The sequence below is a fragment of the Flavihumibacter rivuli genome (genome assembly GCF_018595685.2).
GTDB classification, from domain to species: Bacteria; Bacteroidota; Bacteroidia; order Chitinophagales; family Chitinophagaceae; genus Flavihumibacter; species Flavihumibacter rivuli.
Window position 1 is genome coordinate 2,464,188 of the sequence record NZ_CP092334.1, and the last position, 16,599, is coordinate 2,480,786.

The 16,599-nt window shown below is 48.8% G+C and carries 13 protein-coding genes; 3 read left to right on the forward strand and 10 right to left on the reverse strand.

Annotated features, from left to right (window positions below):
• The first annotated feature begins 170 nt into the window (after positions 1-170).
• Positions 171-569, forward strand: coding sequence for a VanZ family protein (locus KJS94_RS10610; RefSeq protein WP_214448787.1), 399 nt, complete (start codon positions 171-173; stop codon positions 567-569).
• 436 nt (positions 570-1,005) lie between these two features.
• Here the strand turns inward: KJS94_RS10610 and KJS94_RS10615 are convergent, their stop codons facing one another.
• Both KJS94_RS10615 and prfA read right to left on the reverse strand, forming a co-directional pair.
• On the reverse strand, positions 1,006-1,584 hold the full coding sequence (locus KJS94_RS10615) for a DUF937 domain-containing protein (RefSeq protein WP_214448786.1): 579 nt from the start codon (positions 1,582-1,584) through the stop codon (positions 1,006-1,008).
• Positions 1,585-1,679: 95 nt separating this feature from the next.
• Entirely contained in the window at positions 1,680-2,744 is a 1,065-nt protein-coding gene (gene prfA / locus KJS94_RS10620; protein ID WP_214448785.1) for a peptide chain release factor 1, read from the reverse strand.
• A gap of 102 nt (positions 2,745-2,846) precedes the next feature.
• Between prfA and KJS94_RS10625 the strand changes: the two genes are divergently transcribed.
• Positions 2,847-4,037 (forward strand): amidohydrolase family protein, encoded by a 1,191-nt coding sequence (locus tag KJS94_RS10625; protein WP_214448784.1) that lies wholly within the window; start codon positions 2,847-2,849, stop codon positions 4,035-4,037.
• 33 nt (positions 4,038-4,070) lie between these two features.
• On the opposite strand, the gene KJS94_RS10630 is transcribed toward KJS94_RS10625, so the two are convergent.
• The 8 genes from KJS94_RS10630 to KJS94_RS10660 all read right to left on the reverse strand — a co-directional run bounded on the left by KJS94_RS10630 (position 4,071) and on the right by KJS94_RS10660 (position 14,427).
• Entirely contained in the window at positions 4,071-5,777 is a 1,707-nt protein-coding gene (locus tag KJS94_RS10630; protein WP_214448783.1) for a sensor histidine kinase, read from the reverse strand.
• Positions 5,774-6,892 (reverse strand): sensor protein KdpD, encoded by a 1,119-nt coding sequence (locus KJS94_RS10635; RefSeq protein WP_214448782.1) that lies wholly within the window; start codon positions 6,890-6,892, stop codon positions 5,774-5,776. The genes KJS94_RS10630 and KJS94_RS10635 overlap by 4 nt, the downstream gene beginning before the upstream one ends.
• A 1-nt stretch (position 6,893) precedes the next feature.
• Positions 6,894-7,997, reverse strand: a complete 1,104-nt coding sequence (locus KJS94_RS10640; protein WP_214448781.1) for a porin — start codon at positions 7,995-7,997, stop codon at positions 6,894-6,896.
• Between the two features lie 66 nt (positions 7,998-8,063).
• Entirely contained in the window at positions 8,064-8,645 is a 582-nt protein-coding gene (locus tag KJS94_RS10645; RefSeq protein ID WP_214448780.1) for a K(+)-transporting ATPase subunit C, read from the reverse strand.
• A 20-nt stretch (positions 8,646-8,665) separates the two neighbouring features.
• A complete protein-coding gene (kdpB, locus tag KJS94_RS10650; RefSeq protein ID WP_214448779.1) occupies positions 8,666-10,726 on the reverse strand; it encodes a potassium-transporting ATPase subunit KdpB in 2,061 nt (686 codons plus the stop codon).
• 48 nt (positions 10,727-10,774) lie between these two features.
• The gene (gene kdpA, locus KJS94_RS10655; protein WP_214448778.1) at positions 10,775-12,517 is read right to left on the reverse strand and encodes a potassium-transporting ATPase subunit KdpA; all 1,743 of its coding nucleotides are present in this window, start codon (positions 12,515-12,517) and stop codon (positions 10,775-10,777) included.
• Between the two features lie 85 nt (positions 12,518-12,602).
• Positions 12,603-12,680: a potassium-transporting ATPase subunit F gene (locus KJS94_RS18245; RefSeq protein WP_369806996.1), complete on the reverse strand. Its 78-nt coding sequence runs from the start codon at positions 12,678-12,680 to the stop codon at positions 12,603-12,605.
• Positions 12,681-13,095: 415 nt separating this feature from the next.
• Positions 13,096-14,427: a sigma-54-dependent transcriptional regulator gene (locus tag KJS94_RS10660; RefSeq protein WP_214448776.1), complete on the reverse strand. Its 1,332-nt coding sequence runs from the start codon at positions 14,425-14,427 to the stop codon at positions 13,096-13,098.
• Between the two features lie 63 nt (positions 14,428-14,490).
• On the opposite strand from KJS94_RS10660, the gene KJS94_RS10665 reads away from it, so the two are divergent.
• Complete coding sequence (locus tag KJS94_RS10665) at positions 14,491-16,575, forward strand: penicillin acylase family protein (RefSeq protein ID WP_214448775.1); 2,085 nt, start codon at positions 14,491-14,493, stop codon at positions 16,573-16,575.
• Positions 16,576-16,599 lie beyond the last annotated feature (24 nt).

Below are 16,599 nucleotides of genomic sequence, written 5' to 3' on the forward strand. Positions count from 1 at the left end.
CATGTTTCCCCGCCTTCCGGAACCATTACCTTTCGTTCCGCCTTTACCTGAATTACCTTTCAATTATCGAAACTAATTGTATCCCCAGGATGATACGTGGCCTTAGACCCCGGCAGGATGCTTCTATTCCTGCCATTCCTGTATTTGATGGTTTCGATTAGCTTTACACCATGATCAAGATGCTCAAGAATGGCCTGCTCGCCATTGGCTGGATGATTGGGTTGCATTTCCTTTTATTGTTCCCGGGTTCACAATTCAGGGAAGAACCGCTGGTGCTGATCCCCAACATGGATAAACTGGTCCATGCATTGCTCTATGCCGGTCTTGTAGCGTCAATCTGTTTTTATTTGGCCAATCGCTACCCATCCCAACCCAACAAATTAAAAAAGCTGGCCTTATTGGTTTTGGTACTCGCTATAGCAGACGGTATTGTGATCGAATTCCTGCAAGGCACCCCACTGATCCACCGCGATTTTGACTGGTATGATGCGCTGGCAGATGGGATCGGCGCTGTAGCCGGTTATATATTCTTCTGGCGTAGTAAAGAGAGGATCTTAGGCTTGACCTAAGTAAAAAAGAATGGCCCCTGTAGAAACAGGGGCCGTAACCAAAACTAACTGCTTATGAGAAAATTGACTGCTTATGTATGAGAGTCAAAAAATTAAATCAGCGTAATTACTTATATAACGCAAAGTTCCGTCCAAAAGTGTATTCAAAAACGTTAAATAAGGATTAAAAGAACTTTAAAATTTACCCTTCAGTTTTTGTCTTCCTTTCACTGAAGATTGTACTGCAAAGTAACAACCTTTAATCCTGTAAAACATCATACCGGAGGGCTTTTTATAAATAATTAACAGCTAAATGCCGCTACTGTACAGTATTCTGCAAAAAATTAGGTATATTCTTAGCCGATACGGTTACATAGTGCAAAAATCCTCAACTGATTAAATCTGGTCCGGGCTCCGGTCATTGATAAATACAATTATTGATATAATATTTACCACCTTATCGACCTCCCAGCAATCCACTCAGGGAATCCAAGATTCCGCCACCGCCGCCCTGGTTGCCGCCGCCGCTGAACATGGCCATCACATCCTGGAGATCCGTATCCCCATCACCGTCACGGTCCAAACCGCCCTGGGCAAAACGGCTTACCAGGCCCTGTACATCAAAGCCACTGGTCCTTCCGCCACTTAATGAATTAAAGATTCCCTGGAGGTCGAAGCTGCTATCTGCCGGATCATTGGTGCGTTGAACGAGCGACTGGAGAATTCCCGGAACCAGGCTGGAAACAACTGAACCTGCCTGCTGCTGGTCGATGCCGAATTTCCCTACCAGGTTCTGCAATAATCCACCGGAGATCATCTGGCTGACGGGGTTACCATCGGCGGCAGCACCATTGCCGGAGAAAAGGCTCAACACATCCTTGATCTGTCCGCCCGAAAGGGCCTGCTGCAGTCCACCTGCAACTGCATAGGTCGTTTCTTCCACTACTGCCTCATTATACTCATTGGGAATGGCCGGGTTATTGATCACTGCATCACCGGCCTGTTGACGAACCAGGTTCATTAACTGATCTAACATTCTTACTTGGTTTAATGGTTAAGATTAGAAGGATAGCAACAAAAAAATAAGGCTGTAGGTTTTGCTACAGCCTTATTGAATATATGATTTTTTTATTATTGGTTGTTCGTCATTTTTTCGGCATTCTCCGCGAATTGCAACTGGTCGATAAAATCCTGGATCTCACCGTTCAATACCGCATCCAGGTTGTAGGAAGTGTAATTGATCCGGTGGTCGGTAACCCTGCCCTGCGGGAAATTATAGGTCCTGATCTTGGCGCTGCGGTCACCACTGCTCACGAGGCTCTTACGGTGTCTGGCGATCTCTTCTTCCTGCTTCCTTACCTGTTCTTCATACAATTTCGTCCTTAGCATTTGCATGGCCTTCTCCCTGTTGCCCAGCTGGGTTCTTTCCGTCTGGCAGATCACCACCGTTCCTGTGGGGATATGGGTCAGCATTACCTTGGTCTCTACCTTGTTCACGTTCTGGCCACCGGCACCACCGCTTCGGGCCGTCTCCATCTTCACATCCGCATCCCTGATCTCCACATCCACTTCCTCTGCCTCAGGCATCACCGCAACGGTTGCCGCACTGGTATGCACCCTTCCGCTGGCTTCGGTTGCGGGTACCCGTTGTACGCGGTGCACCCCACTCTCGAACTTCAGGGTACCATATACATCATCACCGATCACTTCTACGTTCACTTCCTTGTAGCCACCCACTGTTCCTTCGTTCTCACTCAGGATGGCCGTTTTCCAGCCCTTGCTGTTGCAATAGCGCAGGTACATGTTCAGCAGGTCGCCCGCGAACAAGGAGGCTTCATCACCACCGGTACCGGCCCTGATTTCAAGTATCGCGTTCTTCTCATCCTGCGGGTCCTTGGGGATCAGCATCTGGCGGATGGAAGCTTCCAGCTTTTCCTTTCCTTCTTCCAATCCGGGCAATTCCTCCTTGGCCAGTTCCCGCAACTCCTCATCATCGCCACTCAAAGCTTCCCTGTAACCCTCGATATCACTCAACATGCCCCGGTACTCATCATAGGCCTTGACGATCTTTTCCAGGTTACGGTACTCCTTGCTCATGGCGCTGAACTTCCGGTTATCGCTTACGATCTCCGGATTGGTCAGGGCCACTCCCAGGTCATTGAACCTGGCCTTTATCGCTTCCAGTTTGTCTAACATAGTTCCTTTAATTTTACGGTTTGGGCCGGGCCCGCACCATTTGTTCCCACGGCCGGACCGGCAGGAACTGTTTTGGGAGGGCAAAATTAACTCAAATAAAGCATGGGCTTTAGAAAATTCAAGGCAGACAGGATTTTTACCGGGGAAGCATTTGCGCCGGAAGGCATGGTATTGATCGCAACAGAAAAGGGAGTCATTGAGGCCCTGGTCCCGGAAACCGATGCCGGCGGGGATATCCAATATGTGCCGGGGATCCTCAGCCCGGGACTGGTGAATGCCCATTGCCACCTGGAGTTGAGCCATATTAAAGGGGTGATCCCGGAAAAGACCGGCATGGTTCCCTTTTTGCTGGGGGTCATGCAGAAGCGCACCTTCGACCAGGACCAGGTCCAGCAGGCCATTGCCGATGCCGAAGACCAGATGTTCCGGTCGGGCATTGTGGCGGTCGGGGATATCTGCAATACTGCCCACACCCTGCACCAAAAGCAGAAAGGCCGGATGCACTACCGGAACTTCATTGAAGTGAGTGGGTTTGTACCGGCAGGGGCAGGCGCCCGCTTCGAAGCCGGCCGGCAATTGCAGGAGCAAATGAAAGCAACCGGTCCTACCACCATTGTTCCCCATGCCCCTTATTCCGTTTCAGGCGAACTGTTCCAGCTGATCAATGAACAATCGAAAGGTGCGATCATCACCATGCATAACCAGGAGAGCGAAGCTGAGGATGAGTTCTTCCGTTCCGGCAAGGGGGATTTCCTGGAACTCTACAGGACCATCGGTGTGGATATAAACTTTTTCAAAGCACCTGGAAAAAGCAGCCTGGCGGCCTGCCTACCGGCATTGAACCAATTCAGCCAGCTGATCCTGGTGCATAATGTGCTGACCAATCAGCAGGATATAGACCTTATCAACACCAGGTCAAACAACCCTGTCGCCGGACATCCGCAACAGATCTGGTTCTGCCTTTGTCCCAATGCCAACGAATATATCAACCACGCACAACCGCCGGTTGAGCTGCTCCTCCAAAACAATTGCCCGGTCATCCTGGGAACCGATAGCCTGGCCAGCAACCACCAGTTGAGCATTGCTGCGGAAATGAACCGTTTATTACAAACCAATCCGAGGTTGGGTTTGGGAATATTGCTTCAATGGGCAACATCCAATGGAGCCAGGGCATTAGGGTTTGAGGCCGAATTGGGGGACCTGGCACCTGGGAAAAAACCCGGCATCATTACCATTGAAACAAATGAGCATCATGGACAGGAGCAGATCACACAGGTATCGCGCATTATATAAAAAGGTCAACCCCGATAAGCGGCACCCGGCGGATCAGGCTGCTGGTTGAATGGGAAGGATAAGGGAAAATTTACTTCCTTTCCCCACCTCGCTTTCAACACTTATCTCACATCCCTGGGCTTCCATGAACTCTTTGCTGATGGCCAATCCAAGCCCGGTTCCAGTGGATGGACCATGTCCAGGCACCCTGAAATACCGGTCAAAGATCTTTTGCCGGTACTCAATCTCAATACCTATGCCTTCATCTGTAACTGAAATGATCATACGATCCCCTGATACATTCTCCTCAACATTTACAGTACTTCCTGGCGGGGAATAGCGGATGGCATTGGTCAGGAGGTTCACCAACACCCAGACGGTCTTTTCTTCATCAAGCCTTGCCACCGCTTTAATGCCTGAATTATTGTAATGAATGGCGATCTGTTTTTCGCGGGCAGCATTTTGCACTGTACCGATCGCCTTTTCGCAAATCGTATTCACCAACACGGGCTCCAGGTTGATCCTGATGTTGCCGGTCTCTACCTGGGAAAGGTCCAATAGTTCACTAACGATCCGCACCAACCGGTTCTTATCTTCCTTGATGCTATCCACCAGGTCAATTTGCTCCTCATTCAAACTCCCTGTCCTGTTATCAGCCAGTAACTTGAGGGAAAGATCAATGGAAGCGAGCGGGGTTTTCAGTTCATGGGAAATGGTGGCGATAAAATTGGTCTTGGCCACATCAAGCTCCCTGAATGGGGTGATGTTCTTCAGCACGATCATTTTTGCGATCTTCCCTGAGTCATCACCAATTTCAATTTCTTCTATGGAGAAAAACTGCTCCTGTGATCCGACCACTATTTTTACAGGCGACCGGTCCTGACCGTTTACCAGGTACCGCAGTAAATCATTATTGGCCATCACCTCAGCAACAGGCTTGCCCGTTGCATCATGCCCTTCCAGGTGGAGTAAATGCCTTGCCTCTTTATTTACAAAAAGGATCTTGCCATCAGCACCGATTCCAATACTGGCATCCTTAAAACTATTGATCACAGCCTCTGCCCTTTCTTTTTCAAAGATCAGTTTAGCCAGGTTGCTGTGCTCATACTCATCCAGTTTTTCTGCCATTCTATTGAAGGCGGTTGCCAATTGCCCCAGTTCATCCTTTCTATCCAGATGGATCCTGTAGCCATATTGCTTACCTGATATCGCCTGTACTGCTTCCGTAAATTTCTCCAGCGGATCGGTGATCAATGAAGGGAAACTGTATGCAAAGGATAAGCCGACAACAAACATAACAGCACTGGCAACGGCAATGATACTGATGGCCTCCTCCGATGTTCTCCTGGCCATTTCGTTTTTCTTCTCAATGGCCAGCATATTGAGCCGGATCACATCCTGGATCAGGGAGTCCAATTCCCGGGAATCCTTCGCCGGAATACTATCCTCCTTCCTTAAAGCTTCCACCATGTTCCTGATGGAACGTGTTGATGCCCACTCGCCGGGTTCTGTAATGTTGGCTTCCTGTAACCTTAATGTCTGGTCGAACTCCTGCCAGCCCTGAACAGCGCCGCTTTCGATCCTGTTCTTGCCGGCCTGTAAAGCGTGCATAAACTGAAGGCTTTCATAGTTATCCTTGAGGATATTGGCAGAGGCATGGCTTATCCTGTTCAGGTAAAAAGAAGCAATGATACCTGTTAACAGGATCAGGCAGAACAAAAAACCTATACCCAATATCAGCTTACCCTTCAGTTTTATCATGATAGTATTATCAGGTCTATATCGTTGGTGGTCAAGGTACGCAATAGCTGGTTAAATACATTGGTGCGGATGATCACCTGGAGTATATTCAAATGGGGTTTGCCAATGCAAACGGTAGTGACCTCCCTGGCAATGCTTTCCCGGATGATGGCATCTGCAATATTATCAGCCTTCACCTGCAATACTTCCGCGCCCAGTTCCGTAGCGTTCTTAAAGTTGTTGATCAAATGCCTTTGTCTGTCGAGCGCGATCTTCTCCATACTTTCCTTTGGTGTCTGTACATACAATACATACCACCTGGATTGGTAATAGGACGCGAGGCGAGCAGTTTTCCGGATGATCCGCTGTGCAGTAACATGGTTAGAAGAAATGCAAGCCAGGAAGCGCTCAGGACGCAATGACCTGTCGCGGGTAACTTCTGACTCAACCTTTCGTTCAACCTGCCCGGCCACTTCCTTTAAGGCCAACTCCCTCAACTGCAGGATTTTCTCAGCCTGGAAGAAATGCTTCAGGGCCTGTTGTACCTTCTCTTTATCATAGATCTTTCCTTCCTTTAACCTGGTGATCAATTCATCGGCGGTCAGGTCAATATTGACTACTTCATTTGCCCTTTGCAGAATGGAGTCCGGAACCCTTTCCTGCACTTCCACCCCTGTTATTTGCCTTACTTCCTCATTGATGCTTTCAATATGCTGTATGTTCACTGCGCTGATCACATCAATACCTGCATCAAGGATATCCAACACATCCTGCCAGCGTTTATCATTCTTGCTTCCCGGAATATTGGTATGGGCCAATTCATCCACGATAACTACCTCCGGATGCAGGAGTAGAACCGCCTGCAGGTCGAGTTCTTCCAGTTTCTTCCCCTTGTAATAAACCTCCCTTCTCGGGATCACCGGCAGTCCAGTCAGGAGGGCAGCAGTTTCCTGCCGGTTATGTGTTTCAACATATCCCACCTTAATATTGACTCCATTCCGCAGTAAGGTATGGGCTTCCTGAAGTATCCTGTAGGTTTTGCCCACACCGGCACTCATGCCTATATAAATCTTCAGTTTACCTTTCTCCTCTTGCAGGATATCCTGTAACCAGTCTTCGGGCTTCTTGTTTCCCATATCAAAACGTTGCCGCTATTGAAAAGGTTAGTAATGGGCTGGTGGAGGTGGTACTGCCATCACCCCTCTGGAATATATCCCCCTTGCTCTTGTAAACTTTTCCTTCGGCCCGCAATACCACTTGCTGAACAGGCTGGTAACCGACACTCAATGAATAACCCTGTGTCTTGAAGCCTTCCGCGTTATTGGTGGCTATGATCACCCCATTTTCGTCATCATAGTACTCGGCCCTTGCTGCAACAGCCCACTTGTCATTGGGTGTAAACCGGGCGATCAGCACGGGTGTGTACCAGTTATTCATTTCGGATGAACCCTTAGCTTCCTGCTCAAAACCAAAGTCAAAACCAGCGGTCAACCCGAACTTTTCTGTAGCCTGGTAAATGGCGTAGAGGTTGTTGAAATACCTCATCCTTCTCAAGGAATCAGGTTTATCATTGCCAATAAAGGTACTCCAGTTGAAGGTTACCCTGCTATTGGGCTTCAGGGTTAATTGTGTACCAAAAGCAGGTGTGGAATTACCTTCAACCCTTTTGACCCGCTGCCAGCCATTCAATAAAAGGGCACTCACTACCACCTTTTCATTTGGGTTCGTAAAAGTCAGTTTTGCCCCGGCTTCATAATAAGGGGAATTATCTGCCATGATACTTCTCGTATGGGCCCAGCAGTCCTTACTGACGGCACTTTCAAATCCTATATGTGAAGCAAAGATCCCGGCATCCAGCCACAGATTGGCTTTCCTGCCCAACTTCACCCCTACATTAGCCTCGTACAGGTTTTTCAGCACGCCAGGCTCAGCTGCATAATTGGCATTCATATAGGTTCCCGCAGCCAATGCCAGGTTGGCCCTGAATTTTTCTGCGGTATAACTTCCCTTTAAGAAAGCGAGGTTCACATTCACCTCATTATGCCGGTTATGGCTGTACACAAATCCCGGCCTGTTCCCATCCAGGGGCTTGTTGAAATCAAAACCATAATAGACTTCCACATAACCACTCACTGAAAACGCAGGTTTAACTTCCTCCTGTGCTTGCAACCGATCGGTCAACAATGCCAGTGCAATGAACAATAAGGAACTAAGTATATAAATATGATTATGCTTCTCCATAAAAAAAATTCGACTATTGGTCGGCGTTATAATAAACTGTTTTTGGGTTCGCTCTGCCGGCTATGATTATTTTGTGCTATCCACCGGGTTCAGTTGGTCAAGGGCAAGATTCAGCGCCAAAACATTAATGGTAGCAGGCCCGAAAATCCCCAACAATGGACCTCTTGTTTGTTCACTGACCAAGGCTTCCAGTTTCCCGATTGGCATATTCCTTTGCCTGGCAACCCTTGCCACCTGCACCATGGCTGCTGCAGGACTAATATCCGGATCCAGTCCGCTACCGGAAGCAGTGACCAGCTCAACCGGAACAGAAGAGCGTTCTACACCAGGGTTATGGACAAGGAAGGTATCGATCCTGCTTTCTACCAGCCTCAGGTAATCCGGGTTGGAGGGTCCACTGTTGCTACCGGCACTTCCTGCTGCATTATAGTCCACTGCTGAAGGCCTGCCCTGGAAATAATGATCAGCGGTGAAAGTTTGTCCCACCCCGGCATATCCTGCCAGCTTTCCATTTATCAACACCTTCCGGCCTTCTCCCCTGCCTGGTGCTGCCTGTGCGATGGCCCAGATGACCATTGTGTAAACTCCTGAGAAAATTACGACAAGTATGAATGTCAATTTTATTGCTTTTATGATATTCTCTTTCATGATGTACTTCGATTTAACTGTTAAAACCAGTTGGCAATGACCATGTCAATGATCTTGATGCCAATAAACGGGACAAGGATTCCCCCAACCCCATAGATCAATAAGTTCCTCCTGAGCAGGGCCGATGCCCCGATGGGCTTATACGCCACGCCCCTCAAGGCCAGCGGGATCAATACCGGGATTATGATGGCATTGAAGATCACTGCGGAGAGGATGGCACTCTCCGGGCTATGCAGCCGCATGATGTTCAAGCCCTGTAATGCGGGTATGGATACGATAAATAATGCGGGTACAATAGCGAAGTATTTGGCCACATCATTGGCGATGGAGAAGGTAGTGAGGGTTCCCCTGGTCATTAACAATTGCTTTCCGATCTCAACGATCTCAATCAGTTTCGTAGGGTCATTGTCGAGGTCCACCATATTCCCTGCCTCTTTAGCTGCCTGGGTGCCGCTGTTCATGGCCACGCCAACATCAGCCTGTGCCAGGGCCGGGGCATCATTGGTGCCGTCGCCCATCATGGCCACCAGCTTACCAGCTGCCTGCTCTCGCCTGATGTAGTTCATTTTATCCTCCGGCTTCGCTTCCGCAATGAAATCATCCACCCCAGCCTTATCAGCGATGTATTTTGCCGTGAGCGGATTATCCCCTGTTACCATTACCGTTTTCACGCCCATTTTCCTGAGCCGGCTAAACCGCTCCTGGATTCCGGGCTTGATGATATCCTGTAATTCTATCACCCCTATCGCCAGGTTATTGTTCGCCACCACAAGTGGAGTTCCGCCGTTGGCGGCAATGGTCCTGACCCTTTCAGTGAGATCGGCAGGGATCTGGTTACCGGCTTTCTCCACCTGGCCCCTGATCGCATCGTAAGCCCCTTTCCTGATTTTCGTACCATCGGGCAGGTCAACCCCACTGCTCCTGGTCTCTGCCGTGAAGGCAACAAAACGGGCACTCCCTGTTTCCTTGCTCACCCGGTCTACGCCCAGCCCGGCAGCCAACTCAATGATTGATTTGCCTTCAGGCGTATCGTCAGCCAGTGAGGCCAGCACACAGGATTCAATAAACCTTCCATTATCCCATCCTGCTGCGGGCCAGAAATGGGTGGCTTTGCGGTTGCCAATGGTAATGGTACCGGTCTTATCCAATAACAGGGTGTCCACATCCCCGGCGGTCTCAACTGCCTTACCGCTTTTGGTGATCACATTGGCCCTTAATGCCCTGTCCATTCCCGCAATACCGATCGCACTCAGCAAGCCCCCAATGGTGGTGGGAATAAGGCAGACAAATAAAGCAATGTAGGCAGCAATGGGTATTGGCGTTTGGGAATAGTCAGCAAAAGGCTTAAGCGTTATACAAACAATAATGAATACAAGGGTGAATCCCGCCAACAGGATGGTCAGGGCAATTTCATTAGGTGTCTTTTGACGTGATGCACCTTCTACCAGAGCGATCATTTTATCCAGGAAACTCTCCCCCCTTTCGGTGGTCACCCTTACAATGATCTTGTCCGACAATACTTTTGTTCCGCCGGTTACGGATGATTTGTCGCCACCTGCCTCCCTGATCACAGGGGCTGATTCACCAGTGATGGCACTTTCATCAACGGTAGCGATACCCTTCACAATCTCCCCGTCTATGGGGATGATGTCCCCGGCTTCACAAATAAAATGATCCCCTTTCATCAGTTGGGAGGAAGGCACTACCTTGATCTCATTGGTGAAAACCTCCCCCACCGGGATAATCTTCCTCGCGGGGGTATCCTCCCTCGTCCTGCGAAGGCTATCGGCCTGCGCCTTACCCCTCGCTTCAGCAAGGGCTTCTGCGAAATTGGCAAACAAAAGGGTGAACAACAGTACAAGAAAAATGATGAAGTTGTAAGTGAAGCTTCCCTGTGATCGTTCACCGGCAAGGACCCATGCGCAAACAAAGGCCATCACCATGGTCCCTATTTCCACCGTGAACATAACAGGATTACGGAACTGGACCCTTGGATCCAGTTTTACAAAAGCCTGCCTGACTGCTTGCTTCAGCAGTTTGGATGCAAATAAACTGGTACCGCTTCTTGGATGTATTGACATTTCAATTCTTTTAAAAGGCTTTACGAAAAAAATGATCTTTCCCGGTTATTACTGTATACTGAAATACTCTGCGATCGGGCCCAGGGCCAGGGAAGGGAAGAAGGCCAGTGCGGCAATGATCAGTTTTACGCAGAGGATCATCAATCCAAAGGTGAGGGTATCAGCCTTCAGTGTGCCAGCACTCTCGGGGATGTACTTCTTCTTCGCCAGCAACCCGGCAATGGCCACCGGACCGATGATCGGCAGGAACCTTGACAACAGCAGTATTATCCCTGTGGATATATTCCAGAATGGGTTGTTATCGCCCAGGCCTTCCAACCCACTGCCATTGTTGGCTGCAGCGGAAGTGTATTCATAGAGCATCTCACTGAACCCATGGTAACCAGGATTATTCAACCAGTTGGAGGCCGCCTGCCCTTTTCCGGAAGTATCAGCAAACCACCAACCCATATCGGAAACATGAGCGGCGCAATAACTGGCAATGGCAGTTCCGGCAAGGATGAGCAGGGGATGCAACAAAGCAATGATCATGGCGATCTTCATCTCCCTTGCTTCTACCTTCTTTCCCAAAAATTCCGGTGTGCGGCCAACCATTAAGCCACTGATGAAGACAGCGATGATGAGGTAGACAAAAAAGTTGAGCAGCCCAACCCCGCATCCTCCGTAGAAGGAATTGACCATCATACCCAGCATCTGGTTCATTCCCGAGAGGGGCATGGAACTATCATGCATGGAGTTGACCGATCCGGTGGAGATCACAGTAGTGGCAATACTCCAGTAAGCGGAAACAACAGGACCAAACCTGGTCTCCTTACCTTCCATCGCCCCGGACGAACAATCAATACCCATCCTTGCAATAGCTGGATTCCCCTTTGCTTCTGCAACAATGGTCGGAATGACCAGTGCCAGGAAACCGACAGTCATGACCCCGAGAATCACTAATGCCAGTTTGCGCTTCTTTAACCAATAACCCATTGCAAAGACCAATGCGATGGGAATGATCACCTGTGCGATCAGTTGAATGGCATTGGTCAGGTAGCTGGGATTCTCCAGGGGGTGTGCAGAATTGGCCCCGAAGAACCCTCCACCATTTGTTCCGAGATGTTTGATGGCAACGAAAGCCGCAACGGGTCCCCTGCTCACCTCAACTGTATCGCCCTGCAGGGTAACCAACGACTCCTTCCCCTTGAATGTCATCGGGCTTCCGGAAAAAGCCAGCATACTGGCTATTATTATGCTAAGGGGGAGAAGGATCCTGGTACAACTCAATAGGAAGTACCGGTAAAAATTTCCCAACTGCTCTGTGGTGCGTTCCTTCAATCCATTGATCACCACAGCGGCAACTGCTACCCCTGTGCCGGCGGAAACAAATTGAAGGAACATCAAAGCAAAGACCTGCGAAAAATAACTGACACCGGTTTCCCCACTATAGTGCTGCAGGTTGCAATTCACCAGGAAGGAGATGGCCGTATTAAAGGCCAGGTCAGGTGTCATATTGGGATTGCCATCCGGATTCAAAGGCAGGTATTGCTGGTTCATCAGGATCACCATGGCTAAAAGGAACCACACCAAATTGATGGTCAGCATTGCAACCAGGTGCTGCTTCCAGGTCATCCCTTGCTTCGGGTCAATCCCTGCTGTCCGGTAAATAAGTCGTTCAACAGCTGATAGAACAGGATCAAGCATGGTCCGCTCACCAATAAATACCCTGGCTATATACCTTCCCAGTGGTATGGAGAGCAAAATGGTCAGGAGAAATATGGAAATGACTCCCAAAACCTCAGTATTCATATATCGTTCATTTAAAAGTTAAGATTCGGAACTTTCCATCCGGATCCATCAGATCAGGCATTCCAGGAAACGGGAAGCGGGTCAACTAAAATTTTTCAGGCTTTACCAGGGCATAACACATATAAAAGAATACCAGTATAGCCACTATAAACAGGATGATCATAATTGGTGATTTTAAATACTTGTCGGTCAAATGCTTTCAAACCAATCCACAGATTTGAAAAGCAGCCAAAAACCCAAAAGCGCCAGCAGGAACAGGATAATGGTGATCATAGGTATTGATTTAAGAAACGGTACAACAATCCGGTAGTAAACAGCAGGGCTACTGTCATAAGGAATACATGGTAAGGCCTTACCTCAACATGCTTCAGGGGAACATGCTTGCTCATGAAATAGATTTTGCATAGAATGCTTCAAATCCAGCGCCAATGGTTTCAAGCAATGGTCATATATCCTTTCAAAATCAATATGGAAAAGGGTTTGAAAGGATTCATCGAAAGAAGGATGGAGATTCCTAAAATGAAAAACCCTTTCATTTTGAAAGGGTCCTTTATCAAACTGGTAGGAAATCACAACTGCTACAGTCCGTATTCTTCGATCTTACGGTACAAGGTAGCAATGCCGATACCCAATAATTCCGCAGCCCTTGTTTTGTTTCCTTTTACAAGCGAGAGCACCTTACGGATATGCAGTTTTTCCATATTCGCCAGACTATACGATTCTCTTGCATCAGCAGCAGCTTCTTTCAGGTCAGCTGGAAGGTCGTTAATAGTTAATGAATCCTCTTCGCATAGGATAACAGCGCGTTCAATTATATTCTTTAGCTCCCTGACATTCCCCCGCCAGCTATAGGACCGGAGGCAATCCAGTGCATCCTTGCTGATGGAACGGATCTTCTTCCTATTGGCCTTATTGTACCTGGTTAAGAATTGGTTGGCCAGCATTTCAATATCGGAAAGCCGATCCCTAAGGGAAGGGATTTGGATCGTAAATGCTGATATCCTGAAATACAGGTCTGGTCTGAAATTGAGGGTATCCTCCGGCCTGTTCAAACTCCTGTTGGTAGCGGCAATGATCCTTATATCCACCTTGGTCGGCTTGCTATCCCCCAGCCGGTTGAACTCCATGGTTTCCAAAACCCTTAGCAATTTGGCTTGCAGGGACATCGGCATTTCCCCAATCTCATCCAGGAACAGGGTTCCACCATGGGCTTCCTGGAAAAGCCCCTTTTTATCCTTGTCCGCACCAGTAAATGCACCCTTTGCATACCCGAACAATTCACTTTCCAGAAGGTCGGCGGGGAAGGCGCTGCAATTAATGGCCACAAAATTTCCCTTTGACCGGCTGCTGGCATAATGAATGGCCTGGGCAAACAATTCTTTCCCAACTCCTGTTTCACCCTGCAGCAATACGGTAGCCTCGGTTGGCGCGACTTTCCGGGCTAGCTGTTTAGCTTCCTTGATCGCGGGTGAATCGCCAATGATCTGGTCAAAATGGTAAGGCTCCCCGATCTTCTTTTCCAATTGCTCCACCTTACTGCTCAACTCGGCAAAAGCAAATGCCCTGGCCAGCACAGGTATCAGTTTATCGTTATCATCCCCTTTCACCAGGTAATCGAATGCTCCGCGACGCATGGCTTCCACACCATCGGCAATAGTGGCATAGGCAGTCATTACTATTACAACTGCATTCGGGAATTTTTCCCTGATGACCGGAACCAGGTCAATGCCATTTCCATCTGGTAACTTTACATCGGTCAGGATAACCCTGATCTCTCCATGACCCCCCAACACCTTCATTGCTTCCTTACAGTTACCTGCTTCCAATACCTGGTAGCCTTCCATGCCAATGACCCGGGAATACAACTGCCGAAGCTTCAACTCATCATCTACGATCAGGATGCTTTTCATAAATTGTAATGTTAAGCAAAGCTAACCTGTAGGTATAATACATTCAATAAATCATTTGGCCATATGGCAAGAACGAGCTCTTCTGTAACCCTGAAATCCATTTTCACTGCTGTACTGTTCACATTGGGCATACAGTCATTCTGCCAAACCTTAGATCCTCGCACCATTGACATCGTCCGCGATAAATGGGGCGTCCCCCATATCTATGCACCAACCGATGCCGGAACAGCTTATGGACTGGCATGGGCACATGCGGAAGATGATTTTGAAACCATCCAGCTGGGCTTTCTCGCCGGTAAGCAAATGCTTGGACTGGCCAGGGGCAAGGAAGGCGCGAAAGTGGATTATGTGATGCAACTGCTGAGGGCAAGGGACCTGGTAGAAGCTAAATACGATACCGACCTCTCCACTGCTTTCAAGGCCCTGCTGCAAGGTTATGCGGATGGGATAAATGCCTATGCGGCCAAACATCCCAAAGAGGTATTAGTGAAAAAACTCTTTCCCCTTGGTCCCAAGGACATGCTGGCTTATTCCGTATTGCAGCTATGCGTTTCCAATGGCGCCGATGAAGCCATCCAACGCATCATGAGCGGTAAGGCAGCCAGGCCACTGAATACCCTGAAACCGGGCGGCTCCAATGCCTATGCATTCAATTCAAGGATCACCGCCGATGGGCAGGTGTACCTCAACATCAATTCACACCAACCACTTGAGGGACCGGTCAGCTGGTACGAAGCCCACCTCAATAGCAACGAAGGCTGGAACATGCTCGGCGCCTTGTTTCCCGGCGCCCCGGTAGTATTGCATGGTTGCAATGAATACCTGGGCTGGGCCCATACGGTCAACAATCCGGACAAGCTCGATATCTACCAGCTGGAAACAGATCCTGCCCAACCTGGACAATACAAGGTGGACGGGGAATGGCTGCCACTGGAAACAAGGAAGGCCAGGCTGAAGGTGAAGATCGCTGGACTACCGTTGACCATTAAACGAAAAATATACTGGAGCATCTATGGTCCTGCCATCATCACAAAAGAGGGAACATTTGCTTTCAGAACTTCCGCATTGTTTGATATCCGCGCCCTGGAACAATGGTACAGGATGAATAAGGCAAGCAACTTTACATCCTTCATGGAAGCACTGGCGATGCAGGCCATTCCGGGCTACAATATTGTTTATGGCGATAGGTACGATACTATCTACTACCTCAGCAACGCGGTACTACCTGTCCGTGATCCTGCCTTTAACTGGAAAACAACAGTTCCCGGCAATACGCGCAAAACACTCTGGACAAATTACCAACCCTTGAATGCCCTGCCCCAGTTATTGAATCCGACATCAGGATACCTGTACAACAGCAACCACTCCCCTTTTATTTGTTCGGCTCCTGCGGATAACCTCAATGCGCGGTTGTTTGATACCACCATGGGCTACGAAGTGCACAATAACAACAGGAGCATCCGGTTCCAGCAATTGATCCAGCCGGTCAGCAAACTGGATTATGAGCAATTCAAAAACATCAAATACGACCAGCAATTACCCCAAGCCCTGGCTTATCCAACAAAGTCCGAAGCCCTCTTTGCATTGGAAGCTTCCAACTACCCTGAACTTGCGGAAATCATCAACACCTTGCAACAGTGGGACAGGAAAGCTGTTGCAGAAAGCAAGGGTGCGGCCATCTTCTCCATTGCTTACTACTATGTTACGGAGCAGTTAAATGCAGGCAGGACAGAGTTCAGGAATATGGACAAGGAAACAGCCCTTGAAGTAATGAGGGCCGTAAAGGCCTATCTCGATAAATACTTCAATGGCAGGATCGTCAGTCTGGGCGAATACCAGCATTTGGTGAGGGGAGATAAGGCCATTCCATTGCCAGGCCTGCCAGATGTCATTGCTTCCATGGAATCCACCAACTGGAAAGATGGGAAGGTAAAGGGAAGGCAAGGCGAATCCTATATAGAACTGGTGCGGTTTACCAGCGAAGGTCCCATCATTGAGTCCATCAATTGCTATGGCGCCTCCAACAAGAAAAACAGTCCGCACTATGCAGACCAGATGGAACTTTTCGTCCAGCAGAAGACCAAACCCATGACCCTGAAAAGGGAAGAAGTGTACCAACAGGCTGCCCGCATCTACCATCCCGAATGAACCGGTCATAACGTCCAATAACAT